Below are 24,168 nucleotides of genomic sequence, written 5' to 3' on the forward strand. Positions count from 1 at the left end.
GTCAGCCCCGCTCGACGGGCCGCTGCGGGTCGGCGCTCCACTCGCTCCACGAGCCGGGGTAGAGCGCCGCACGGATGCCGGCCAGCTCCATGGCCAGCACGTCGTGGCAGGCGGTGACGCCCGAGCCGCAGTACGCCGCGACGTCGGCGCCGGGCGCGACGCCCTCGGCAGCGTACAGCGCACGCAGCGTGGTGGCGTCTCGGAAGGTCCCGGCCGAGGTCAGGTTGGTCGTCGTCGGCACGTTGACCGCGCCGGGCACGTGGCCCGCGACCGGGTCCATCGGCTCGACGTCGCCGCGGTAGCGCTCGGGGGCGCGGGCGTCGACCAGCACGTCGACGTCGAGGACGTCGTCGAGAGCCACCACGGGCATCTGCCCGGGTCGCGCTGTGAAGCCGCCGGGCGCGGGGTCGACCGGACCGGTCTCCACCGGGCCGCCGGCGGCGAGCCACGCGGCCCAGCCGCCGTCGAGGACCCGCACGTTGCGGTGGCCGTGGTGGCGCAGCAGCCACCAGGCCCGGCTCGCGGCGAGCCCCGACCAGTCGTCGTACACGACCACGGGCCGGCCGTCGTCGACGCCGAGGCGGCGCATCGCGGCCTCGAAGGCCTCGGTGGTCGGCAGCGGGTGCCGCCCGCCGCCGTCGGGGGTGGTCGCGGGCGGCGCGGCCAGGTCGGTGTCGAGGTCGACGTACGCCGCCCCGGGCAGGTGGCCCTCGGCGTGCTGGCCGGGCCCGGCGGGGCCACCGAGGCGGTAGCGGACGTCGAGGAGCGTCACGACGGGCGCGTGCGGGTCGTCGAGGAGGCCGCGGAGCACGGGGGCGCTGATGAGAGGACTGCTCATGGCGCCCATCGTGCCGCACGGGTCGGCTCGTGAGAGGATCGCGCCCCGTGGCCGAACTGCACTTCTTCACCGGGACCATGGACTCGGGCAAGAGCACCCTGGCGCTCCAGACGAACCACAACCACGCCGCCCGCGGGCGGCAGGGGCGGATCTTCGTCACCCGCGACCGGGCCGGCCAGGGTCGCATCTCCAGCCGGCTCGGGCTGACCCACGAGGCGCTCGAGGTCGACGCCGACTTCGACTTCTGGCGCCACGTCGTCGACAGCCTCACCCAGGGCACCCGCATCGACTACGTGATCTGCGACGAGGCCCAGTTCTACACCCGCGACCAGGTCGACCAGCTGGCCAAGATCGTCGACGAGCTGCAGATCGACGTCTTCGCCTTCGGCATCCTCACCGACTTCCGCACCCAGTTGTTCCCGGGCTCCGGGCGCCTGGTCGAGCTCGCGGACCGGATGAACGTGCTGCAGGTCGAGGCGCTGTGCTGGTGCGGCAAGCGCGCCACCCACAACGCACGCACCGAGAACGGCGTGATGGTCACCGACGGCGAGGTGATCGTCGTCGGCGACGTCGAGGCCGCCGAGACCCCCACGCCCACCTCGGACGCCGACGCCGACGTGGCCTACGAGGTGCTCTGCCGCCAGCACCACCGCCGCCGGCTCACCGCCGCGCGCGCCAAGGCGGTCTCGCTGGCGCCCGAGCCGCTGCCCTTCGGCTGAGCCGTCCGGGACCAACGTCCCTCCCGCCCGGCGTGCCGGCGGGTGAGGGTGGGCAGATGGACCCCGAGATGCTCGCCCGTGTCAGGACCGGCAGCGGCTTCGTCGCCGCGCTCGACCAGAGCGGCGGCAGCACGCCGAAGGCGCTGCGGCTCTACGGCCTCGACGAGACGGCGTACGACGACGAGGCGACGATGTTCGACCTCGTGCACCGGATGCGCACCCGGATCATCACCAGCCCGGTCTTCGGCGGCGACCGCGTCCTGGCCACCATCCTCTTCGAGCAGACGATGGACCGCGAGATCGAGGGTCGCGGCTCGGCGGAGTACCTGTGGCAGGAGAAGCAGGTGGTGCCGTTCCTCAAGATCGACAAGGGGCTCGAGGACGAGGCGCACGGGGCCAGGCTGATGCGGCCCATGCCGGGCCTCGACGAGGTTCTGGAGCGGGCCAAGGGGCACGGCGTCTTCGGCACCAAGATGCGCTCGGTGGTGCTGACCGACGACGCGGCGGGGGTCGAGGCGGTGGTGGCCCAGCAGCTCGCGGTCGCCCGGCAGGTCCTGGCCGCGGGGCTGGTGCCCATCATCGAGCCGGAGGTCGACATCGCGAGCCCGCGCAAGGCCGCCACCGACGAGCTGGTCGACGCGACCCTGCTCGAGCACCTCGACGGCCTCGACGAGGGCCAGGACGTGGTGCTGAAGCCGACCCTGCCCGACCAGGACGGGCTGCACACCCGCCTGCTCGAGCACCCCCGTGTCCTGCGGGTGGCCGCCCTGTCCGGCGGCTACACCCGCGACGAGGCGGTCGCCCGCCTCGCCCGGAACCCCGGGGTCATCGCCAGCTTCTCGCGCGCGCTCACCGAGGGGCTGACCGCGCAGATGGACGACGCCGAGTTCGACGCCGCCCTCGACGCCTCGATCGCGGCGATCGCCGAGGCGTCCTCCACCTGAGCGTCGCTCACAGCTTGCTGAGGTGCTCCTCCATGCTGGCGGCGACCTTGTCGGCCAGCAACTTGAGACCTGCAGGCATCAGGGGCTCGGCCAGCTTGGCGGCACCCTGCGGGTCGAACTCGGCGTGGTAGGTCACCGACGTGCGCCCGTTCCGTTCCTCGAAGGTGATCGTGTCGAGCAGCTGGATCGACCCCGCGTCGCCCTTGAGCTGGAAGGTGTGCGGCGCCTCGTGCTGGGTGACGGTGTAGTCGACCTCCTGCTCGGAGCCGAGGAACTTCGAGACGTTGTGGTACGTCGTCCCGACTCCCCCGTCGCCGCTGGTCCGCTCCGTGCTCACCGACGGCGGGTCCCACTCCTCGCTGTTGCGGAAGTCGCTGAGGTAGTCCCAGACCTTCTGGATCGGCTGGTCGACGGTGACGGTGCGCTCGACTGACGGCACGGTGTGCTCCCTTGGCTTCGTCGTGGTTGCTGTCCACCTTCTCGATACCCACCCAGCCCCGCCCCACGTCCACCCCCGCGGGTGACCACCTCCCCGGTCTCCCGCCGACCCGGCGCCACTTCCCCCGGCGTACGCCGCGCCCGTTGGTCGAGCAGCAAGGAGCGCCAGCGACGCGCGTCGCCGAGACCCCGCAACCGCCGCGCCGACGCCAGCCCCCCTCGACGTACGCCGCTCCCGTTGGTCGAGCAGCAAGGAGCGCCAGCGACGCGCGTCGTCGAGACCCCGCGACCACCGAACCGACATCTCCCCACCGCAGGTCGTGGGGGTGCGCCCAGGGCCTCCACGACGACCCGTCATGGCCTTCCACAGACTCCGACAGACCCTTGACTCGAACGCACGTTCGACTAGAATAGGGGCATGACCCTTCAGGAGCTCGAGCGCTGCGACACCGCCGACGCGGTCCTCGCCCACGCCCGCTCCCAGCGTGCGGCCCGCGACGCCGCCGAGGTCGCGATGTACGAAGCGACCTGCACGTACGCAGCCATGCACACCACCTTCGACCCCACCCACGCCGCGGTCCTGCCCGGCACCGACATGCCCGTTGCCATCGCCGGGCCCGGCGCGCCGAGGGTCTCGGAGTTCGCGATCATCGAGTACGGCACCGCCCTCGGGATGTCCGCCGACGCAGCCGTGCGCTACGTCGCCCACGTCGTCGAGACCCGCTACCGACTCCCCCGCCTCCACACCGCGGTGGTCACCGGCCGAGTACCGGTCTGGCGCGCCCGCCGCATCGCCGAGGCCACCCTCGGCCTCCCAATCGAGGCCGCCGCCTGGGTCGACCACCACCTCGCCGGCGTCGCCCACACCTGCTCCTACGCCGTCCTGGGACGCCTCGTCGAAGAAGCGCTGTGCCGCTTCGACCCCGAAACCGCAGAAGACAAACGAGCCATCGCCGCCGAGGACCGCAAGCTCGACATCCACCTCGACACCGCCACCACCGGCGGGCAGTGCATCGACGGAGTGGTCGACGTGATCGGCTGCCTCGACCTCGCCGACGCCCTCGACCTCGACAACGCCGTCACCCGCGAAGCCCGCAACCTGGCGCTGGCCGGCTCCGACCAGCCCCTCGACGTCCGCCGCAGCATGGCCCTCGGCATCCTCGCCCGCACCCAGACCACCCTCGACCTCACCAGCACCAGCAACCCCAGCGACGACGAGGCCGGCGAGCCTGCGCCGCGGGTGCCGGCACGCCAAGTCGTCCTCAACGTCCACCTCACCGACACCGCCCTGGCCGGCATCGACCCCACCACCCTCAGGTCCAACAACCTCTCCGCCGGGCTCCACCTCGCCCGCATCGAGGAGACCCGCAGCTTCGTCGGCGTCGACCAGGTCTGCGAATGGCTCCGCGTCCCCGGCACCCACGTCACCTACCGCACCATCACCGGCGGCGGCTCAGACCCCGAGGCCTACGAACACCCCTTCCGCCAGATCAACCGCCGCGCCAACCGCCACACCGACCGCCAAACCCGCAGCCAGGTCACCGCCGACGACATCCGCGGCTTCGCCAGCAACCCCGACCTCCGACCCCACCCCCGCCGCCCGATCGACCTGACCGAAGAACTCACCACCGACGGCTACACCCCCAGCGAGCGGCTCGCCGAGCAGACCCGGCAACGCCACCCCCGCTGCGTCTTCCCCCACTGCACCCGCCGCGCCCGACGCCGCCGCCCCGACGAACCCCACGCCGACCTCGACCACATCAGCACCTACGACCCCGGCGGCCCACCCGGCCAGACCACCACCTCGAACCTCGCGACCCTCTGCCGACGCCACCACCGCGCCAAGACCCACACGACCTGGACCTACCGACCCACCCCCACCGGGTTCCTCTGGACCAGCCCGCACCGCTACCAGTACCTCGTCGAACCACAGCGCACCACCGACCTCGGCCAAGCACCCAGACCACCCACCCGGCCCGTGTGAACCAGCCGACTCGCCACACCCCCGCCGCAGCACCACCGCGACGGGGGCACCGGCACGTCCGGAGAGTCAGCCGAAGTACGACCGGCAGGCGTCCAGGCCGCGTACCTCGACCGGCTCGGGCGCCCCGGCCCAGCGCTCGCGGGTCAGCCGGAGCCGGTCGGACAGGAGGGCCTCGTCGCCCCGCACACCCCAGGAGACGCCGTCGGGCTCGTAGCCGAGCCGGCGCGAGACCCCCTGCGAGGCGTGGTTGTCGGGGAAGACCTCGCTGGTCGCCGAGCGCGCGCCGAGGTGGTCGAAGGCCAGGCTCAGCACGCCCGCCCGGGCCCGGGTGCCGATGCCCCGGCCGTGGTGAGCGAGCCCCAGCCAGGAGAAGGTGCTGACCTCGCCGAGGACGGCGAGGTCGCGGGCGCGCAGGGTGATCGACCCGACCGGCTCGCCGTCGACGAAGACAGCAAGGCCGAGCCTCCAGTCGTACGGCTCCCACGAGGCGAGGGCGGACCAGTGCTCGCGCAGCACGAACCGGGCGCGGGCCTCGGGGCCACCCTCGGTCCACGGGGTCAGGAAGGGCCGCTCGTCCGGTCGGTGGACGCCGTCGCCCGCCAGGCGGGCCAGGGCGGCGACCTCCTCGTCGCGAGGCAACCGCAGGCTCAGGTCGCCGACCGTCACCTCGAGGCCGAAGAGCGGCCACACGTGGGCGAGGCTCACTGCCCCACGCGGCTGTTCGTCACCCAGAGCGCGCCCTCGACGGGCACGGGGCCCCGGTCGTCGTAGGCGCTGGCGAGCACGGCGTCGATGGTGAGGCTGACCCCCGGCTCGTCGCCGCAGCCGAGCGTCTCGAAGCGCAGCGTGCCCTCGGAGCCGTCCAGGGTGCTGGTGGCCCGGTTGGCGCGCTGCGGAGCCGGCGGGTTGGCGCTGGGTGCAGGCACCAGCACCGAGACCTGGAAGGCCTCCCCGCCGGACCCCAGGCGGTAGTCGCGACCGGGCTCCACGCGGCTCGGGTCGACCGAGACCTCGAGCACGGCGGAGTCCACGGTGCCACCTTCGTGGGAGACCTCCCCCGATGTGACCAGCAGCCGCTCACCGTCGGCACGGCAGGTGACCTCGGCGAGACCGAGCATGAACTCCGAGCTGTCCTCGGCGGTCACCACCACCGTGTTGGACCACAGCCTCTCGGGCGGCTCGTCCGCGACCCCGCACCCCACGGGCCCGGCGAGACCCGCGACGCCCACCACGACGAGACCGGTCCAGCGCCGCCCGCGACCACCTGCACCGCTCAGTCCACCAGGACCGGGATGAGCATCTCGTCGGGCGTCAGCGACCCGTGCATGCCCACCAGCCGGGCCTCGTAGGCCCAGTCGACGCTCGAGACCACGGCGGCGTCCCCGCGGCAGGCCACCACGACGTCGCCGATGCGCGGACGCACCGCGGACGACACGTCGCCGAACCAGCCCAGCGCGGTGGCGTCCTCACGGGTCAGCACCTCGGCCCTGTCGCCCAGCACGCCCCGCCAGGTGGCCACGACGTCGTCGACGGCCCCGCGCTGGCAGTAGAGCTGGCGGAAGCGGGCCTCGCCGCCGAAGAGCACCAGCCCGTCGCGCAGCTCGTGCACGGTGTCGACGTCGACCCGCGAGCCCGCCGGGGAGTCGACCATCCCGTGGTCGGCGACCACGACGAGACGCGTCGAGGGCGGCAGCGCCTCGCGCAGCTGCTCGGCCTCGTGGTCGATCATCGCCAGCTGCTGCAGCCACTCGGTGGAGGCGACGCCGTAGCGGTGCCCGGTCCAGTCGAGGTCGCCGTCGTAGAGGTACGTCAGCGCGGGGGCGTGGTCGGAGGCCGCGACCGCCGCCGCGATCCGCTCGCCCACCATGTCGGCGCCCACGAACTCCGCACCGCGGTGCGCCGCCCGGGTCAGCCCGCTGGTGGCGAAGTCGCGCTTGTTGACCACGCTCACCGCCACCCCGCGCTCCCGCAGCCGCGAGAACACGGTCGGGTGCGGCTGCCACTCGGCCGGGTCGACGTCGGCCGGCCACGACAGGGCGTTGAGCAGCCGCTCGGTGCCCGGCACCCGTGAGGTGAAGCCGACGACACCGTGCGCGCCGGGCGGCAGGCCCGTGCCCAGCGACGTCAGGCTGGTCGCGGTGGTCGACGGCACGCCCGCCGTCGCCTGCGGCACCGCGCTGCGCAGCGAGGAGAGGTACGGCGCCACGTGGGCGTAGCGCTCCAGGAGCCGCGAGCCGAGCCCGTCGACGAGGAACACGACGTACGCCGGCGCCTCGGGCAGCGCCATCGCCTCGCTGACGCCGACACCGTCGAGGCGCACCCCCAGGGCGGCGCCGACGGCGGGCACCACGTCGGCCAGCGACCGGTCGCCGTACCCGGGCGCGAGGAACGTCACGGCGCCGAGGGCGCCTGGTGGGTGCGCGCGGAGAGCGACTCGGCGAAGCCCAGCAGGCCGGCGACGGCCTCCTTGCCGTCGGCGGCGGCCGAGACCCGCAGGGAGAAGTCGTCGGGGGCCAGGACACCGGTGTAGCCGTGGTCGGCGTCGCACTCGGGGTCGCTGCAGCCGGCCGGCTCGAGGTCGACGCGGCTCACGCCGCCCCACCCGATCGTCATCACGGCCTCGGCCGGGTGGCCGGGCCCGGAGGTCGGGTTGGCGACCATCCGGGTCACCACGACCGAGCGGACCGCGCTGAGGCGGATCGACTCGGTGGAGGTGGAGGTGTAGGGCTCGGGCAGCAGGTCGTCGCCGGTGTGCTCGTCGGTGTGGGCCAGGACCAGGCGGGTCGGGGTGAGCACCACCACCGACAGGTGGCGGCGCACCTCGTCGTGCTCGAAGGTCGGCTCGTGGTGGACGAAGAACGAGACCACCTGCTCGCCGGCGACGGCGGACTGGACGCCCTCGCCGACCACCTCCGGGTAGTAGCCGGTGCGGTCGATCGCGGCGCGCAGCTCGCGCAGGCGGTCACGGTCGTCGGTGCGGGCGCGCATGATCAGAACTCGTAGCCGAAGGCGGTGACGTCGCGGGCGAAGGCCGCCTCGACGCGCCGCGCCATCTCGTCGGTGTACTCGCTGCGGTAGCGGGTGTCGCGCCCACCGAGCTCGGGGCCCTGCTTGTAGTCGGGGCGGGTGCGGTCGATGTTGACGCTCTTCAGCGGCTCCCACGGGATGTCGAAGCGGGCCTGCACGGCGCGCAGGTCGGCCTCGAGGCTCTCCTGGCGCCCGATCATGTCGGCGCGACGGGTCTTGGTGGCCAGGTAGCGCCACTGGGGGGTCTGCAGCCGCGAGAACTCGTCGAGGCCCTTCATGATGAAGGACTCGAAGTCGGGGCAGGTCTCGGCGACCGAGCGGATGAACTGGTTCTTGCGGTCCAGGCGGCGCTCGCCGTCCTGCTCGGAGTCGCGGAAGCGCTCCACCATCCGGAACCACGACAGCATCCGGGCCCACGGGTTCCGCACGATGCCGAACGTCCAGTACGACGACAGCTCGGGCTCGGCGCGCAGGATCTGGCCCAGCGTGCCGTGCCGGTCGACGCCCTTGACCTGACGGGCGTCGGGCAGGACCTCCGTGAGCCGGTTGTGGATGGTCGACCCACCGGTCTTCTGCACGTGCACGAAGAGCAGGCGCGCGCTGTCAGAGATCACCATGGTCACGGAGCATACGGGTAGGGCGACCTCAGCTCGGAATGGTGTCGCCCGGCTGCGAGGGCATCCGCCGCACGAACCAGTCGGAGCGCGAGTCGGCGGCCGGCTCGACCCGGGCCGAGGCGTCGAGCACCGTCGATCCCGACGGCCCGGCGAGCACCAGCCCGAGCTCGAGCGCGGAGAGCTGCGGCATGTCGTTCTGCAGCTGCGAGACCCGGCTGATCAGGCGCTCGACCTCGCCGACGTCGACGACCTCGCTGCCCCGGTAGCCGAAGAGCATCGGGCTCGCCTTGACCTCGCGCACCATCGCCGCGGCGTCGCGCGCGCCCAGCGGCGGGATGCGGTAGGCGCGGTCGCCGAGCAGCTCGGTCAACGGCCCGGAGATGCCGAAGGAGACCACCGGCCCGAAGAGCGGGTCCTCGATGCTGGAGATGCTCACCGGCACGCCCGGGGGCGCGGTGCCCTGCACGAGGAAGGCGTCGGTGAGGTCCTCCTCGCCCACCAGCGCCGTCAGCGACGCCCAGGCGTCCTTCATCTGGTGGGCGCCGTCGATGTTGCGCCACACGTGGGCGAGGTCGGGGCGCTCGCGCAGGTGGTCGGCGGTGGCCTTGAGCACGACGTCCCAGCCCAGCTCGACGGCGGCCGCGGTGGCCTCGCCCAGGGTGCTCACGACCCGCGAGGGCCACAGGTCGATGTCGTAGGCGGCGAGCAGCGACCTGAGGTCCTCGCGGTTGAGCTCGGCGCCCTGGGGGTTCTCGGCCAGCACCCGGTTGACGATCCCGCGGGCGGTGTCCTCGTCGGCGCCCTCGGGGTCCAGCGGTGCACCGTCGGGGGTGCGCAGCCACACGGCGTACTCGACGACGCGCGCCAGCGCCCGCACCGCCGCCTCGACGGCGGGGTACGACGGCACCGAGCCGCGCCCAGCTGTCGAGCCGGCCACGTCGGGCACCCGCAGCAGCTCGGGCACGCCCTCGACGCCCAGGAAGGTCGAGACCAGCGGCTTGTCGGACTGCTCGCCGATGGCGGCCAGCACGTTGGCGACCTCCTCGCCGCTGACGTTGAGCGGCGGGGTGTAGACCGCGACGACCGAGTCGACGTCGGGGTCGTCGATGGCGGCGTCGAGGGCGTCCTCGAAGTCCTCGGCGGTCGCGTCGGCGCCCAGCGGCACCGACTTGTTGACCACCAGGCCCACCTCGGCGGCGGCGTCGGCGGCCAGCAGGCCCAGGGCGTCGGAGTTGCCGACGATCGCGACCCGGCGCCCGCGCGGCAGCGGCTGGTGGGCCACCAGCTGGGCCACGTCGAACATCTCGTCGAGGGTGCCGACCTGGATGATCCCGGCCTGGCGGAACATCGCGTCGACCGCGGCCGGCGGCGCGGCGATCTTGCGCACCGCGTGGCCCATCGGCACGCCCTGGGTGGTGCGCCCCGAGCGCACCGCGATGATCGGCTTGCGCAGCGAGACCCGTCGCGCGATCCGGGAGAACTTGCGCGGGTTGCCGATCGACTCGAGGTAGAGCAGCACGACCTCGGTGGAGTCGTCCTCCTCCCAGTACTGCAGCAGGTCGTTGCCCGAGACGTCGGCGCGGTTGCCGGCGCTGACGAAGGTCGACAGGCCCAGGCCACGGTTCTGGACCTTCTCGAGGATCGCCGAGCCGAGCGCACCGGACTGGCAGAAGAACCCCGCCCGGCCGCGCGGCGGCATCACCGACGACAGCGAGGCGTTGATGGAGACGCCCGGGTCGGTGTTGATGACACCCAGGCAGTTGGGGCCGATCAGGCGCAGCCCGTAGGAGCGCGAGAGCCCCACGAGGCGCCGCTGGCGCTGGCGGCCCTCCTCGCCGGTCTCGGCGAAGCCGCTGGAGATCACCACCAGCCCGTGCACGCCCTTGGCCGCGCAGTCGAGCACGACGTCCTGCACCGCGTCGGCCGGCACCGCGACGATCGCGACGTCGACGGCGTCGGGGATCTCCCCCACGCTCTTGTACGCCGGCAGCCCCGACACCGCGCCGGCCGAGGGGTTGACGGCGTACACACGCCCGGTGAAGTCGCCCATCACCAGGTTGCGCACCAGGGTCTGGCCGATGGTGTCCTGGCGGCGCGAGGCACCGATGATCGCGACCGAGCGCGGGTTGAAGAACTTCTCGATCGAGGCGGCCTCGGCGCGGTGCTCGCGGTCCTGCATCACCCCGATCGCGGTGTCGGTGGCGTCGATGGGGAACTCGAGCTGGATGACGCCGTCCTCGAACTCGCTGGCCACCCGGTAGCCGGCGTCGCGGAAGGTCTGGATCATCCGGGAGTTGTCGGGCAGCACCTCGGCGGTGAACTTCTCCAGGCCCCGCTCGCGCCCGGCCTGGGCCAGGTGCTCCAGCAGCAGCTGGGCGATGCCGCGGCCCTGGTGCTGGTCCTCGACGAGGAAGGCGACCTCGGCCTCGCCGGCGCGCACCCGGTCGTAGCGGCCCACCGCGATCATCCGCTCGGCCAGCACCAGCACCAGCGCCACCCGGTCGTGGTGGTCGACCTGGGTGAAGCGCTGCACGTCGCGGTCGGAGAGCCGCGGCATCGGCGAGAAGAACCGGTAGTACTTCGAGCGGTCGGAGACCCGGCTGTAGAAGTCGACGAGCCGCTCGGCGTCGTCGGGGGTGATCGGGCGGATGTGGGCGGTGCGCCCGTCGCGCAGCAGGACGTCGGCCTGCCAGTGCCGGGGCGCGCCAGGTGCCGCGGGCTCGCTGGACGTGGGGATCTCGTCGTGCTGGGGGCCGCCGCTCACACCGGAGAATCTACCGAAGACCACCGACCGGCGTGCCCCGGCGCGAGGACGCGGACGCGACCGGGACAATGGCGCCCATGGCCAAGGGTTCCACCAAGCAGCCGCTGCCCGACGACTTCGAGGAGCACATCCTCGACATCGACGTCGGCGACGAGATGCGCAGCTCGTTCCTGGAGTACGCCTACTCCGTCATCTACTCCCGGGCGCTGCCCGACGCGCGCGACGGTCTCAAGCCCGTGCAGCGGCGGATCCTCTACACGATGAGCGAGATGCGGCTCTTCCCCGACCGCGGGCACGTCAAGAGCGCCCGCGTCGTCGGTGAGGTGATGGGTCGCCTGCACCCGCACGGCGACTCCGCGATCTACGACGCCCTGGTGCGCACCGCCCAGTCGTGGTCGATGCGCCTGCCCTTCATCGACGGGCACGGCAACTTCGGCTCGCCCGACGACTCCCCCGCCGCCATGCGCTACACCGAGTGCCGGATGGCCCCGCCCGCCGTCGCGATGACCGCCTCCATCGAGGAGGACACGGTCGACTTCAAGCCCAACTACGACTCCCGCGAGACCGAGCCGACCGTGCTGCCGTCGGCGATCCCCAACCTCGTGGTCAACGGCACCACCGGCATCGCGGTCGGCATGGCCACCAACTGCGCGCCGCACAACCTCGTCGAGGTGGTCCAGGCGCTGCGCCACCTGATCATCCACCCGGGCGCCGGCCTCGACGACCTGATGCGCTTCATCCCCGGGCCCGACCTGCCCACCGGCGGCAAGATCGTCGGCCTCGACGGCGTCCGCGACGCCTACGAGTCGGGCCGCGGCACCTTCAAGATGCGCGCCACCGCACGCATCGAGACGATCGGGCGCCGCAAGGCCATCGTCGTCACCGAGATGCCGTACGGCGTGGGCACCGAGAAGATCGTCGAGCGGATCAAGACCCTGGTGCAGGGCAAGAAGATCTCCGGCATCGCCGACATCAAGGACCTCACCGACCGCGACCACGGCCTGCGCCTGGTCATCGAGGTCAAGAACGGCTTCGTGCCCGAGGCGCTGCTCGAGCAGCTCTACCGCCAGACCCCGCTCGAGGACTCCTTCGGCATCAACAACGTCGCGCTGGTCGACGGCCAGCCCCGCACCCTCGGTCTCAAGCAGATGCTCGAGGTCTTCCTGGGCCACCGCTACGACGTCGTACGCCGCCGCTCGCAGTTCCGGCGCACCAAGAAGGCCGAGCGGCTGCACCTGGTCGACGGCCTGCTGGTGGCGCTGCTCGACATCGACGAGGTCATCCAGGTGATCCGCACCAGCGACGACGCGAGCGCGGCCCGCGAGCGGCTGACCACGGTCTTCGAGCTCTCGGTGCTGCAGGCCGACTACATCCTCGAGATGCAGCTGCGCCGCCTGACCCGCTTCAGCCGCATCGAGCTGGAGAAGGAGCAGGAGCAGCTGCGCGGCGAGATCGAGGCCCTCGACGCGATCCTGGCGGACGACCAGCTGCTGCGCGAGGTCGTCTCCGACGAGCTGGCCGAGGTCGCCAAGACCTACGGCACCCCGCGCCGCACCGTGCTGCTCGAGTCGGCCGGCACCCCCGCCGCGGCCGCCGCGACCCCGCTGGAGGTCGCCGACGACCCCTGCTTCGCCTACCTCTCCTCCACCGGCCTGCTGGCGCGCTCCTCGAGCGCCGAGGCGCCCGGGGTCGGGGGCGGGCGCACCAACCACGACGTCGTGGTCTCCGCGGTCGCCACCACCGCGCGCGCCGAGGTCGGGGTGCTGACCAGCCAGGGACGCCTGCTGCGGCTCTCGGTGCTCGACCTGCCCACGATCCCGGCCTCGGCCAACGACCCCAACCTCCAGGGCGGGGTGCCGCTGAGCGAGGTGCTCCAGCTCGCCGGGGGCGAGCGGGCGCTGGCGCTGTGCACGCTGGCCACCGACGGGCCCGGGCTCGCGCTCGGCACCCGGCAGGGCGTGGTGAAGCGGGTCAACCCCGAGGTGCTCAACCGCGACGACTGGGAGGTCATCGGCCTCAAGGACGGCGACGAGGTCGTCGGGGCGCTCGAGCTGGTCACCGGCGAGGAGTCGCTGTGCTTCGTCAGCACCGACGCCCAGCTGCTGCACTTCACCGCCGACGCCGTGCGGCCCCAGGGCCGCTCCGGCGGCGGCATCGCCGGCATCCGCCTCACCGAGGGCCAGTCGGTGCTCTGGTTCGGTGCGGTCGACCCCGCCGCCCCCGAGGGGGCCGTGCTGGTCACGGCCTCCGGGTCCTCGACCGCGCTGCCCGGCACCGAGGTCGGCGCGATCAAGGTGACCCCGTTCTCGGAGTACCCCGCCAAGGGCCGGGCCACCGGCGGGGTGCGCTGCCACCGCTTCCTCAAGGGCGAGGACGCCCTGGTGCTGGCGTGGGCCGGCACGGCGCCCGCACGGGCCGCCGCCGCCAGCGGCGCCCCGGTCGACCTGCCGCCGGCCACCGGGCGGCGCGACGGGTCGGGCGTGCCCGGCTCGCAGGCCGTCGCGGCCTGCGCCGGCCCCGTCGCGCTGCGGGTCCCGGCGAGCGCCGCTGACGTTCCGGCTGGCGTTCCGGGCGATGTGCAAGGCTGAGTGACATGCGTGCTCCCACCCTCGCGGCCCTGGCCGCGTCCGGCCTGATGGCCCTCGGCGGCCTCTCCGCCTGCAGCAGCGACGACTCCGCCCCGACCGAGGACGCCCCTAGCGCCGAGGAGGTGCTCGCCGAGGCGAAGACGACCCTCGACGAGACCAGCGGGGTGCAGGTCAGCCTGGCCACCGACGACCTGCCCGAGGGCGTCGAGGGCCTGCTGGGCGCCGAGGGTGTCGGCACGCCCAGCCCGGCGGCCTTCGACGGGGTCATCACCGTGCGCTTCGCCGGCTTCGAGCCCGAGGTGCCGGTGGTCGGCGTCGACGACGTCGTCTACGCCCAGGTGCCGCTGACCACCGGGTGGTCGCAGATCGACCCGGCCGAGTACGGCGCCCCCGACCCCGCCGCCCTGCTCGGGCCCGAGGGCGGCTTCTCCTCGCTGCTGACCAGCACCGAGGAGGTCGAGGTCGGCGAGCAGGTGCGCGGCGGCACCGACAACCGCGACGTGCTGACCACCTACACCGGCACGATCTCGGGCGAGGTCGCGGCCACGATCATCCCCAGCGCCGAGGGCGACTTCGACGCGTCGTACTCGATCAGCGACGACGGCGAGCTGCGCTCGATGGTCCTGACCGGTGCCTTCTACGGCGACGGGGAGTCGATGACCTACACGATCGACTTCGACGACTACGGCTCCTCGCCGCAGATCACCGCACCCGAGTGAGCACGACCAGCGCCGCGGGAGGCACCGCCCGGGGCCCCCGGCTGCTGCTGGGCCTGGCCGCGGTGGCGGTGGCCTTCGCGGCCGCCGACACCTACGTCGTGGTGCTGGCGCTGGTCGACATGATGGCCGGGGTGGGGCTCTCGCCCGACCAGCTCCAGCGGGCCGCGCCGATCATCTCGGGCTTCCTGCTCGGCTACGTCGCCATGCTGCCGCTGATCGGGCGGATCGCCGACCTGCGCGGCCGGGTGCCGGTGCTGACCGCCTCGCTGGTGGTCTTCGCGGTCGGCTCCATCGTCACCGCGGCGGCGTACGACATGCCCTCGATGGTCGCCGGGCGCTTCCTGCAGGGTGTCGGCGGCGGCGGCCTGGTGCCGGCCACCCTGGCGCTGGTGGCCGACCTCTACCCGCGCGAGCGGCGTGGCGTGCCGCTCGGGCTGGTCTCGGCGGTTCAGGAGATCGGCAGCGTGGTCGGCCCGCTCTACGGCGCCGCCGTGCTCGCCTTCGCCGACTGGCGGGCGATCTTCCTCATCAACCTGGCGGTCGGGCTGGTGCTCGCCGCGGCCATCGCGGCGCTGGCGTCCCGGGGCGCCGGGGCCGGGCGGCCACGGGCCGGCCGGCGCGGGCTGCCCGACCTGGTCGGGGTGGCGCTGCTGCTGCTCCTGCTGCTGGCCGGCGCGCTGGTCTTCCAGCCACCCGGGTCGCTGCGCGCCGACATCGACTACGGCCGGCTCTTCATCCCCTTCGTCGAGGGCGGCGGGCGCTGGCTGACCCCGGTCGGGGCGGCCACCGTGGTGCTCGCGATGCTGCTGGTCGCGCGCACCCTGACGGCCCGGCGCCCGCTGGTCGACCTGCGGGCATGGGGCCGGTCGCTGCGCGAGGCCGACGTCACCGGGGCGAGCTACCTCGCGGTGGCGCTCGGCGGGGTGATCCTCGCCTTCGCGACCGCCGACCCCAAGGTCCAGGTCTTCTCCGACCAGGGCCGCTGGTACCTGCTGGGCGCCGCGGTCGCGACGGTGGCCTTCGTGGTGCACCTGCGCCGCGCCAGCGACCCGCTGCTGCCGCGTGGCGCCCTGGCGGCCCGTCCCGCCTGGGGCTCGGTCGTGGTCAGCTTCCTGATCGGTGCCGCGCTGATCGCGGCGCTGATCGACGTGCCGCTCTTCGCGCGCACCACGACGTACCAGGACTCCCAGCTGCTGGCGGCGCTGGTGCTGGTGCGCTTCCTGGTCGCGCTGCCGGTCGGCGCGGTGGTCGGCGGCTACCTGACACGGGTGCTGCCGGCCGGGGTGATCACCGCCGTGGGGATGGTGATGGCCGCGGTCGGGTTCGTGATGATGTCGCGCTGGGGCGTCGACGCGCTGGAGAGCTGGACGGCCACGGTGCCGCTGGTGGTCGGCGGGCTGGGCTTCGGCCTCGCGCTGGCGCCGGTCAACGCGGCCGTGCTGGCCCACACCGCCGACGCCGTGCACGGGCTGGCCTCGGCGATTGTCGTGGTGGCCCGGATGGTCGGGATGCTGGTGGGCATCTCGGCGCTGACGACCATCGGGCTGCGCCGCTACTACGCCGAGCAGGCCGACATCCCGCCCATCCAGGACGTCTGCCCCGCGGGCACCACCCGCTGCGCGGAGTACTCCGACCTGCTGCGCGCCGCCGGCATCGCCCAGGAGCAGACGGTCTTCCTGGGGGCGGCCGGCTGCGCGGCGCTCGCGGCCGTGCTCGCGCTGGTGCTGCTGCGCGGCGCCGACACACGTGCCGCAGGTCACGGGCGAGACGCGGCGACCGGGGTGCCGCTCGTCGGCTAGGTTGCGGGCCATGGCCGACACGCACCCCACCTCCAACGCCGGCTTCGAGGACCTCCTCGAGGCCAACCGCAGCTTCGCCGAGTCGTTCGAGTACGCCGGTTTCGACGGCATCGCCAAGGCCGGCGTGGCGATCGTGACCTGCATGGACTCCCGCATCGACCCGCTGGGCATGCTCGGGCTCTCCGCCGGCGACGCCAAGATCTTCCGCAACCCCGGCGGCCGGGTCACCCCGCAGGCCCTCGAGGCGCTCGTGCTGGGCACCCACCTGCTCAACGTGCAGCGCATCCTGGTCATCCCGCACACCCGCTGCGCGATGGCCAGCGCCACCGAGGCCGAGCTGCACGAGCGGGTCACCGCCTCCGCCGGCACCGACTCGACCTGGCAGCCCTTCAACGTGGTCACCGACCAGCTCGCGACGCTGGCCGACGACGTCGCGAAGGTGCGCACCCACCCGCTGGTGCCCGAGAGCGTCGTGGTGGGCGGGTTCGTCTACGACGTCGACACCGGCCTGCTGACCCAGCACGCCTGAGCGGGGCTCAGCAGCCCCGGCGCGCCACCCCGGGCACGTCGACCGGCAGGCGCCCCGGGGCCCGCTCGCGCCCCAGGAGCACGTCCACGAGGGCCGACATCGCCCCCGGGGTCTCGCCGTACGTCGCGATCCGCACCGGGGCGCTGGAGCCGCCGAGCAGGTAGGGCCGGTCGGTGGCGACCACGACCCCGGTGTCGGGCGCGGCTCCCCCGCTGAGCAGGTGCACCGGCGTGCCGTCGACGACCCGCACCGGCTCGGTGCGCCGCCAGCGGCGCAGCGCGGCCCGGTCCTTCTTCCTGCGCCCGGTGCTCTCCGGGCGCGGCGGCTTCTCGTAGCGCACCTCCCCCAGCGCCATCCCGGCCGACCGTGCCGCGGCGCGGAACGCGGCCACGGCCGCGTCGCCGCCCAGCGGCACCACCGCTCCGCGCACGAGCGGTCCGCGGCAGGCCCCGGCCGCCACGGTCACCGCGGCGGCCGAGAGGCGGCGCGAGGCGGCCCGCCCGCTGCCGGGAGGGGCGGGGTCGCCGGTGCGGTGGTGCTCGAGCAGGGCAATGGTGCGCGCAGCGGCCTGGCGCAGCCGGTCGCGCCCCAGCCGCCCGTCGCGCACGGCGCGCACGATGGCGGCGCGGGTGGCAGCGGGGTCGGGCGGCATGAGCACCACGTCCCCGCCGGCGCGCAGCACCTGCACCGCCGGCGTACGACGCCCGCTCACGGCGGCCATGTCGAGCGCGTCGCTCATCACCACGCCCTCGAAGCCCAGCCGCTCGCGCAGCAGCCCGGTGACCACCGGGCGGGACAGGCTGGCCGGCACGCCCGGGTCGACGTCGGCCACGGCGATGTGACCGGTCATCACGGCGGGCAGCCCGGCCTCGACCGCGGCCCGGAAGGGGCGCAGGTCGGTGCGGGCCAGGGCCGCGACGGGGCGCCGCTGCACCGGCAGCGCGAGGTGGCTGTCGGTGGTCAGGGAGCCGTGCCCGGGGAAGTGCTTGACCACCGGCACCACGCCGGCGTCGCGGAAGCCACGGGCGGCGGCCACCACCTGGCGGGCCACCGCTGCCGGGTCGGAGCCGGCCGAGCGGCTGCCGATCACCGGGTCGCCGGGCCCGGTGGTGACGTCGGCGTCGGGGGCGAGGTCGACGTTGATCCCCAGCCCGCGCAGCTCGCGGCCGCTGGCGGCGTACGTGCGGCGGGTCAGGGCCGCGTCGCCCGCCGCGCCGGTCGACATGAACGCCGGGAAGCCGGTCGCCTGCCCGCGCACCCTCGCGACGGTGCCGCCCTCCTGGTCGACCGCGACCAGGAGCGGCCACGCCCGGTCGACGTCGCGCTGCAGGCCGCGGGTGGCGCGGCGCAGCTGGTCGGTGGAGGAGACGTTGTCGGCGAAGACCACGACCCCGCCCAGGTGCAGCCGCTGCACCAGCGCGGTCGGCGCCCCGGTGCCGCTCCACCGCGCCACGATGACCTGGCCGGCCAGCTCGGGCAGGCTCAGCCGCGCCGTACGTCGCGCCGCGGTGTCGAGCTCGGCCCGGCTCGGGCCCCAGCCCGTGCGCAGCCCGAGTCGCTGCGAGGCGCTGCGCGGCTCGGGCGCCGGGGCGTCGGTGGTCGCGACGTCGCCGCTCCCGGCCGCTCCCCCGCCGTCGGGCCCGTCGGGTGCACCCGTGCAGCCGGCAGCGAGCACGCCCAGCGCCAGCAGGGCGGCCGTGCGGCGACGCGGCGCAGGACGGGAGGAGGGCACGCCCCCATCGTCCCAGCAGGCCGGTGAGGCCCCGCGCTCAGGCGTCGAGCGCCTCCATGTCGACGTCGTAGGCGCCCTGGACGATGAACTCCTTGCGCGGCGCGACCTCGGAGCCCATCAGCAGCTCGAAGACCTGGCTGGCCACGTCGGCGTCGTCGACGGTGATGCGGCGCAGGGTGCGGCGGCGCGGGTCCATGGTGGTCTCGGCCAGCTGGTCGGCGTCCATCTCGCCCAGGCCCTTGTAGCGCTGCACGGGGTCCTTCCAGCGCACGTTCTTCTTCTTGAGCTCGGCGAGCTTCCGCTGCAGCTCGTCGTCGGAGTAGGTGTAGACGTACTTGTCCATGCCCTTCTTGGGGTTGGACAGCTCGATGCGGTGCAGCGGCGGCACCGCGGAGTAGACGCGCCCCTCGGTGATGAGCTCGGGCATGTACTTGAAGAACAGGGTGGCGAGCAGGCAGCGGATGTGGGCGCCGTCGGAGTCGGCGTCGGCCATGAAGATGATCCGGCCGTAGCGGCGTGCGTCGAGCTCGAAGGTGCGCCCCGAGCCGGCGCCCACGACCTGGATGATCGAGGCGCACTCGGCGTTCTTGAGCATGTCGCCGACGGAGGCCTTCTGGACGTTGAGGATCTTGCCGCGGATCGGCAGCAGCGCCTGGAAGGAGGAGTCGCGGGCGAGCTTCGCGGTGCCCAGGGCGGAGTCACCCTCGACGATGAACAGCTCGGTGCGCTCGTTGTCGTTGTCGCGGCAGTCGGCCAGCTTGGAGGGCAGCGCCGAGGACTCCAGGGCGTTCTTGCGGCGCTGGGTCTCCTTGTGCTGCCGCGCGGCCAGGCGGGTCTTGGCGGCGCCGACGACCTTCTCCATGACGAGCTTGGCCTGGGCCTTCTGCTCGCGCTTGGAGGAGGTCAGCCACTCCTTCAGCTCGCGGGCCACGACCTTGCGCACCACGGTGCGCGCGGCCGGCGTACCGAGGATCTCCTTGGTCTGGCCCTCGAACTGGGGCTCGGCCAGGCGCACGGTGACCACGCCGGTCAGCCCCTCGAGCACGTCGTCCTTGATGACGTCGGCGTCGTTGACCTTGAGCGCCTTGGTCTGGCGCATCACGTCGTTGAAGGTCTTGGTCAGCGCCTGCTCGAAGCCGCTGAGGTGGGTGCCGCCCTTGGGGGTGGCGATCACGTTGACGAAGGAGCGCATCTCGGTGTCGTAGCCGGTGCCCCAGCGGATCGCGACGTCGACGACGAGCTCGCGCTCGATCTCCTGGGGCGTCATGTGGCCCTTGTCGTCGAGCAGCGGCACGGTCTCGGTGAAGGTGTCGCTGCCCTGCAGGCGCAGCACCGAGGTGACGGCCTCGTCGGGGGCCAGGAACTCGGTGAACTCCGAGATGCCGCCGTCGTGGCGGAAGCTCTCCTCGACCGGCTCGTCGCCGCGCAGGTCGCGCAGCACCAGCTCGAGACCGGGCACGATGAAGGAGGTCTGGCGGGCGCGGGTGACCAGCTCGTCGTAGACGAAGGTCGCGTCCTTGGTGAAGATCTGGCGGTCGGGCCAGAAGCGGATGCGGGTGCCGGAGCGGCCCTTGGCCACCCGGCCGCCCTTGCGGGTCAGGCCCGAGCGGGGCTCGAAGGAGCCGCCGAGGCCCTCGCCGTCGAAGACGCCGGGCACGCCGCGCTGGAAGGAGAGTCCCTGCACCGCCGGCGAGCGCTCGACGTCGATGTCCATGCGCGAGGACAGGGCGTTGACGACCGAGAGACCCACGCCGTGCAGGCCGCCGGTGGCGACGTACGAGCCGCCGCCGAACTTGCCACCCGCGTGGAGCTTGGTGGCGACCACCTCGACGCCGGGCAGCCCGGTCTTGGGCTCCTTGTCGGTGGGGATGCCGCGACCGTCGTCGTGCACCTCGACCGAGCCGTCGGGGTGCAGCACGACCTCGACCCGGGTGGCCGATTCGGCCAGCGCCTCGTCGACGCCGTTGTCGATGATCTCCCACAGGCAGTGCATGAGCCCGCGGGTGTCGGTCGAGCCGATGTACATGCCCGGGCGCTTGCGCACCGCCTCGAGTCCCTCGAGGACGAGGAGGTGGGCGGCGTTGTAGGTGTTGTCGGCGATCGTGGGGCTCCTGGCAGGGCGTGCGTACGGCGGGTGCGCACCGCGACCCATCCGGGTGCGGGTGCTGCTACGAATCTAGGTCACGACACGCCGGTGCCCCGAACAGGCTCGCCCGCAGGGGCACCGCTAGCGTGGAGAGACCCAGCAAGCACAGCAGCACGAGTGCCGACCACGTCACGATGTGGACACGATCGGGACGGGATTCTGAGATGACCCCCGCACCGCTAGGACCGGCAGTCACACTGGGAGAGCACGGACAGGCGGTCTCACCCGGATGGTCGGGTTGAGACCCTCGCAACAGGGGAACCAGAACTACAGCGGGAATCTTGGGTCCCCTCGATACGTTGAGCCAAGCACCGAGTGATCGAAGAAATGAGGCCGATGTGACCACCACAGTTGCCCCCAGCGCCCCGCTGACCGCAGTGGACCGCTGCGACCGTTGCGGAGCCCAGGCCTACCTCCGCGTAGAGCTGCAGAGCGGCGGAGAGCTGCTCTTCTGCGCGCACCACGCCCGCGAGCACGGCGACAAGCTCAAGGAGATCGCCTCCAACGTCGTGGACGAGACCCACAAGCTCACCTCCGACTCGCCCATGGCCGCCAAGGCGCCCGAGACCGAGTGAGCCCGATGGAGTGAGACCACTCCCCTAGCGCTTCACCAGCAGGCCCCCGGACCCAGGTCCGGGGGCCTGCTGCGCGTCGGGGGTCGAGACGGGCCGGGTACGACGAAGCGCCCGGGAGCCGTGGGGCTCCCGGGCGCTTCGTGGTGTCGAGCGGTGCGACTCAGTCGAGGTAGTCGCGCAGGACCTGCGAGCGCGAGGGGTGGCGCAGCTTCGACATCGTCTTCGACTCGATCTGGCGGATCCGCTCGCGCGTCACGCCGTAGACCTTGCCGATCTCGTCGAGGGTCTTGGGCTGGCCGTCGGTGAGGCCGAAGCGCATCGAGACCACACCCGCCTCACGCTCGGAGAGCGTGTCGAGGACCGCGTGGAGCTGCTCCTGCAGCAGGGTGAACGAGACCGCGTCGGCGGGCACGATCGCCTCGGAGTCCTCGATGAGGTCACCGAACTCGGAGTCGCCGTCCTCACCCAGGGGCGTGTGCAGCGAGATCGGCTCGCGGCCGTACTTCTGGACCTCGATGACCTTCTCGGGGGTCATGTCGAGCTCCTTGGCGAGCTCCTCCGGGGTGGGCTCGCGCCCGAGGTCCTGGAGCATCTGGCGCTGCACGCGGGCCAGCTTGTTGATGACCTCGACCATGTGCACCGGGATGCGGATGGTGCGGGCCTGGTCGGCCATCGCGCGGGTGATCGCCTGACGGATCCACCAGGTGGCGTACGTCGAGAACTTGTAGCCCTTGGTGTAGTCGAACTTCTCGACCGCGCGGATCAGGCCGAGGTTGCCCTCCTGGATCAGGTCCAGGAAGAGCATGCCGCGACCGGTGTAGCGCTTGGCCAGCGAGACGACGAGTCGCAGGTTGGCCTCGAGCAGGTGGTTCTTGGCGCGGCGGCCGTCCTCGGAGATCCACTCGAGCTCCTCGAGCAGCTTGGGACCGATCCGGCCGCCCTTGGCCATCTTCTCCTCCGAGAAGAGGCCGGCCTCGATCCGCTTGGCGAGCTCGACCTCCATCTCGGCGTTGAGCAGCGGGACCTTGCCGATCTGCTTCAGGTAGTCCTTGACCGGGTCGGCGGTGGCGCCGGCGACCATGACCTGCTGCTCCGGCTCACCGGAGTCGTCGGCGTCGGAGACGACGAAGGACGCGTCCTTCTCGTCCTCCTTGATGGTCGGGTCGTTCTTGACGTCCTTCTCGAACTGCTCGTCCGGGACGTCGGGCAGGATCTTCTTGCCGTCGGGGCCCACGACCGGCGTCGCCTCGACGACCGCCTCGACGGTCTCGACCGGCTCGGCGGCGGCCTTCTTCGCCGCCGTCTTCTTGGCGGGCGCAGCGGCTTTGGCGGGCGCGGCAGCCTTCTTCGCCGGCGCCTTCTTGGCCGCGCTGGCGGTGGTGGTCTTGCGCGTCGAGGTCGCGGCGACGGCGCGGGCGGAGCTCGCGGCGCCGATGTGCACCGAGATCCCCAGTCCGCTCAGGTGGGCGAGCAGCGCCTTGAGGTGCTTGGGCTCGATCGCCGCATCCTCGCTGGCCTGCCTCACCTCCTCAGGCGTCAGGCTCCCCGTGGGGGTGCCGAGCTCGATGAGGGCCACCACGGACGGATGGGCGAGCACCTCGGCTGGGATCTTGCGTGCGTTCGAGGACACGAACACCTCTCGTGTGCTGACGTGTGGGCGCGGCAAGGCCCGGAGTCGTCAAGAGCCGCAGTGGTCATTCTGCCACGGGGGTGGTGGCCGGTCCGCATCAGGGCGCCCGGGGCGCTCAGTCGGGCCTCAGGCCACGCTCAGGCTGCACTCAGGAACCGGGCGACGACGTCGCCGCCTTGGCCGCCGCCTTCTTCTGCTTCTTGAAGTCGCGCACCTTCTGCAGCGAGGCGGTGTCGACGACGTCGGCCACCGACCGGTAGCCCTCCTGCGAGTAGTCCCCCACGACCTTCTCCCAGCCCTCGGGACGCACGTCGAGCTGCTTGGCGACCAGCGCCACGAAGATCTGCGCCTTCTGCTTGCCGAAGCCCGGCAGGGCCATCACCCGCTTGAGCAGGTCCTTGCCGTCGGCGGCCTCCAGCCACAGCCGCTCGGCGTGCCCGTCGTAGTCGTCGGTCACGATGCGAGCCAGGTCCTGCAGCCGGGCCGCCATCGACCCGGGGAAGCGGTGGATCGCCGGCGGCGTGGCGCACAGCGCGGCGAACTCCTCCGGGTCCGCGGCTGCGATCCGCGCGGGCTCCAGGCTGCCGAACCGCTCCAGCACCTTGGCCGGGCCCCGGAAGGCGTGCTCCATCGGGTACTGCTGGTCGAGCATCATGCCCACCAGCAGCGCGAACGGGTCGTCGGTGAGCACCTGGTCGGCGGCGTCGTCGCCGGTGATGTGGATCGCCATGCCGGTCATCCTCCCACCACGCGGGTCATCGGCATCCCGACGCCGAGCCGGCCCGTTCGAACCGGCCGGGTCGGCGTTGACCCGCCGTTGGTTAAGCAGCGAGGGCCGAAGGCTCGAGCGTCGCCGAAACCCCGTGAGCCCACGACGTACGGAGGGCGTGGTGCTCGCGGGGTCTCGACGACGTTCCTCGCTGGCGCTCGTCACTGCTCGACCAACGGAGGCCGCCGCTGGTTGAGCAGCGAGGGCCGAAGGCTCGAGCGTCGCCGAAACCCCGTGAGCACACGGCGTACGGCGGGCACGGTGCTCGCGGGGTCTCGACGACGTTCCTCGCTGGCGCTCGTCACTGCTCGACCAACGGAGGCCGCCGCTGGTTGAGCAGCGAGGGCCGA

20 protein-coding genes are annotated in these 24,168 nt (G+C 72.9%); 8 read left to right on the top strand and 12 right to left on the bottom strand.

Going from position 1 to position 24,168, the window contains the following annotated elements; genetic code table 11:
* Position 1: 1 nt before the first annotated feature.
* Positions 2 to 838, bottom strand: coding sequence for a sulfurtransferase (locus tag OCU29_RS14770; RefSeq protein WP_261820514.1), 837 nt, complete (start codon positions 836 to 838; stop codon positions 2 to 4).
* A 47-nt stretch (positions 839 to 885) separates the two neighbouring features.
* Between OCU29_RS14770 and OCU29_RS14775 the strand changes: the two genes are divergently transcribed.
* A complete protein-coding gene (locus OCU29_RS14775) occupies positions 886 to 1,557 on the top strand; it encodes a thymidine kinase (protein ID WP_179616780.1) in 672 nt (223 codons plus the stop codon).
* A gap of 56 nt (positions 1,558 to 1,613) precedes the next feature.
* Positions 1,614 to 2,501 (top strand): fructose bisphosphate aldolase, encoded by an 888-nt coding sequence (locus OCU29_RS14780; RefSeq protein WP_261820515.1) that lies wholly within the window; start codon positions 1,614 to 1,616, stop codon positions 2,499 to 2,501.
* A 7-nt stretch (positions 2,502 to 2,508) separates the two neighbouring features.
* Here the strand turns inward: OCU29_RS14780 and OCU29_RS14785 are convergent, their stop codons facing one another.
* Positions 2,509 to 2,940, bottom strand: coding sequence for an SRPBCC family protein (locus OCU29_RS14785; protein ID WP_179616782.1), 432 nt, complete (start codon positions 2,938 to 2,940; stop codon positions 2,509 to 2,511).
* 417 nt (positions 2,941 to 3,357) lie between these two features.
* On the opposite strand from OCU29_RS14785, the gene OCU29_RS14790 reads away from it, so the two are divergent.
* On the top strand, positions 3,358 to 4,923 hold the full coding sequence (locus OCU29_RS14790) for an HNH endonuclease signature motif containing protein (protein ID WP_261820516.1): 1,566 nt from the start codon (positions 3,358 to 3,360) through the stop codon (positions 4,921 to 4,923).
* A gap of 66 nt (positions 4,924 to 4,989) precedes the next feature.
* On the opposite strand, the gene OCU29_RS14795 is transcribed toward OCU29_RS14790, so the two are convergent.
* The 6 genes from OCU29_RS14795 to OCU29_RS14820 are packed head-to-tail and all read right to left on the bottom strand — an operon-like array spanning position 4,990 to position 11,331.
* On the bottom strand, positions 4,990 to 5,628 hold the full coding sequence (locus OCU29_RS14795; RefSeq protein WP_261820517.1) for a GNAT family N-acetyltransferase: 639 nt from the start codon (positions 5,626 to 5,628) through the stop codon (positions 4,990 to 4,992).
* Positions 5,625 to 6,155, bottom strand: coding sequence for a hypothetical protein (locus OCU29_RS14800; protein WP_261820518.1), 531 nt, complete (start codon positions 6,153 to 6,155; stop codon positions 5,625 to 5,627). The genes OCU29_RS14795 and OCU29_RS14800 overlap by 4 nt, the downstream gene beginning before the upstream one ends.
* Before the next feature lie 41 nt (positions 6,156 to 6,196).
* Complete coding sequence (locus tag OCU29_RS14805; protein WP_179616786.1) at positions 6,197 to 7,318, bottom strand: alkaline phosphatase family protein; 1,122 nt, start codon at positions 7,316 to 7,318, stop codon at positions 6,197 to 6,199.
* Positions 7,315 to 7,911: a DUF5998 family protein gene (locus OCU29_RS14810; RefSeq protein ID WP_179616787.1), complete on the bottom strand. Its 597-nt coding sequence runs from the start codon at positions 7,909 to 7,911 to the stop codon at positions 7,315 to 7,317. Before OCU29_RS14810 ends, OCU29_RS14805 begins: the two co-directional genes overlap by 4 nt.
* 2 nt (positions 7,912 to 7,913) lie before the next feature.
* Complete coding sequence (locus tag OCU29_RS14815; RefSeq protein WP_179616788.1) at positions 7,914 to 8,567, bottom strand: sulfotransferase family 2 domain-containing protein; 654 nt, start codon at positions 8,565 to 8,567, stop codon at positions 7,914 to 7,916.
* Between the two features lie 28 nt (positions 8,568 to 8,595).
* Entirely contained in the window at positions 8,596 to 11,331 is a 2,736-nt protein-coding gene (locus OCU29_RS14820) for a bifunctional GNAT family N-acetyltransferase/acetate--CoA ligase family protein (protein ID WP_306799028.1), read from the bottom strand.
* Between the two features lie 77 nt (positions 11,332 to 11,408).
* On the opposite strand from OCU29_RS14820, the gene OCU29_RS14825 reads away from it, so the two are divergent.
* The 4 genes from OCU29_RS14825 to OCU29_RS14840 are packed head-to-tail and all read left to right on the top strand — an operon-like array spanning position 11,409 to position 16,966.
* Positions 11,409 to 13,919, top strand: coding sequence for a DNA topoisomerase (ATP-hydrolyzing) subunit A (locus OCU29_RS14825; protein ID WP_261820519.1), 2,511 nt, complete (start codon positions 11,409 to 11,411; stop codon positions 13,917 to 13,919).
* 5 nt (positions 13,920 to 13,924) lie between these two features.
* Complete coding sequence (locus OCU29_RS14830; protein WP_261820520.1) at positions 13,925 to 14,638, top strand: LppX_LprAFG lipoprotein; 714 nt, start codon at positions 13,925 to 13,927, stop codon at positions 14,636 to 14,638.
* Complete coding sequence (locus tag OCU29_RS14835; RefSeq protein WP_261820521.1) at positions 14,635 to 16,437, top strand: MFS transporter; 1,803 nt, start codon at positions 14,635 to 14,637, stop codon at positions 16,435 to 16,437. Before OCU29_RS14830 ends, OCU29_RS14835 begins: the two co-directional genes overlap by 4 nt.
* A 10-nt stretch (positions 16,438 to 16,447) precedes the next feature.
* Positions 16,448 to 16,966 carry a carbonic anhydrase gene (locus tag OCU29_RS14840; RefSeq protein ID WP_179616792.1) on the top strand — a complete coding sequence of 173 codons (519 nt, stop codon included), beginning with the start codon at positions 16,448 to 16,450 and terminating at the stop codon, positions 16,964 to 16,966.
* 7 nt (positions 16,967 to 16,973) lie between these two features.
* Here OCU29_RS14840 and OCU29_RS14845 read toward each other — a convergent pair whose 3' ends face one another.
* Both OCU29_RS14845 and OCU29_RS14850 read right to left on the bottom strand, forming a co-directional pair.
* Positions 16,974 to 18,698, bottom strand: coding sequence for a glycoside hydrolase family 3 protein (locus OCU29_RS14845; protein WP_261820522.1), 1,725 nt, complete (start codon positions 18,696 to 18,698; stop codon positions 16,974 to 16,976).
* Between the two features lie 37 nt (positions 18,699 to 18,735).
* Entirely contained in the window at positions 18,736 to 20,850 is a 2,115-nt protein-coding gene (locus OCU29_RS14850; protein WP_261820523.1) for a type IIA DNA topoisomerase subunit B, read from the bottom strand.
* A 332-nt stretch (positions 20,851 to 21,182) separates the two neighbouring features.
* Here OCU29_RS14850 and OCU29_RS14855 point away from each other — a divergent pair, with 332 nt between their 5' ends.
* Positions 21,183 to 21,419: a hypothetical protein gene (locus OCU29_RS14855; protein WP_179616794.1), complete on the top strand. Its 237-nt coding sequence runs from the start codon at positions 21,183 to 21,185 to the stop codon at positions 21,417 to 21,419.
* Positions 21,420 to 21,579: 160 nt separating this feature from the next.
* Here OCU29_RS14855 and OCU29_RS14860 read toward each other — a convergent pair whose 3' ends face one another.
* Both OCU29_RS14860 and OCU29_RS14865 read right to left on the bottom strand, forming a co-directional pair.
* Positions 21,580 to 23,055 carry an RNA polymerase sigma factor gene (locus OCU29_RS14860; RefSeq protein ID WP_219633593.1) on the bottom strand — a complete coding sequence of 492 codons (1,476 nt, stop codon included), beginning with the start codon at positions 23,053 to 23,055 and terminating at the stop codon, positions 21,580 to 21,582.
* A gap of 142 nt (positions 23,056 to 23,197) precedes the next feature.
* Complete coding sequence (locus OCU29_RS14865; RefSeq protein WP_261820524.1) at positions 23,198 to 23,779, bottom strand: HhH-GPD-type base excision DNA repair protein; 582 nt, start codon at positions 23,777 to 23,779, stop codon at positions 23,198 to 23,200.
* Positions 23,780 to 24,168 lie beyond the last annotated feature (389 nt).

Origin of the sequence: Nocardioides sp. OK12, assembly GCF_024341885.1 — a bacterium.
Lineage (GTDB): Bacteria > Actinomycetota > Actinomycetes > Propionibacteriales > Nocardioidaceae > Nocardioides > Nocardioides marinisabuli.

Bases quoted from the DNA above. Each gene is read 5' to 3' on its own strand.
- OCU29_RS14770 (WP_261820514.1), bottom strand. From the start codon at position 838: ATGAGCAGTCCTCTCATCAGCGCCCCCGTGCTCCGCGGCCTCCTCGAC.
- OCU29_RS14780 (WP_261820515.1), top strand. From the start codon at position 1,614: ATGGACCCCGAGATGCTCGCCCGTGTCAGGACCGGCAGCGGCTTCGTC.
- OCU29_RS14790 (WP_261820516.1), top strand. From the start codon at position 3,358: ATGACCCTTCAGGAGCTCGAGCGCTGCGACACCGCCGACGCGGTCCTC.
- OCU29_RS14810 (WP_179616787.1), bottom strand. From the start codon at position 7,911: ATGCGCGCCCGCACCGACGACCGTGACCGCCTGCGCGAGCTGCGCGCC.
- OCU29_RS14815 (WP_179616788.1), bottom strand. From the start codon at position 8,567: ATGGTGATCTCTGACAGCGCGCGCCTGCTCTTCGTGCACGTGCAGAAG.
- OCU29_RS14825 (WP_261820519.1), top strand. From the start codon at position 11,409: ATGGCCAAGGGTTCCACCAAGCAGCCGCTGCCCGACGACTTCGAGGAG.
- OCU29_RS14830 (WP_261820520.1), top strand. From the start codon at position 13,925: ATGCGTGCTCCCACCCTCGCGGCCCTGGCCGCGTCCGGCCTGATGGCC.
- OCU29_RS14840 (WP_179616792.1), top strand. From the start codon at position 16,448: ATGGCCGACACGCACCCCACCTCCAACGCCGGCTTCGAGGACCTCCTC.
- OCU29_RS14850 (WP_261820523.1), bottom strand. From the start codon at position 20,850: ATGGGTCGCGGTGCGCACCCGCCGTACGCACGCCCTGCCAGGAGCCCC.
- OCU29_RS14865 (WP_261820524.1), bottom strand. From the start codon at position 23,779: ATGGCGATCCACATCACCGGCGACGACGCCGCCGACCAGGTGCTCACC.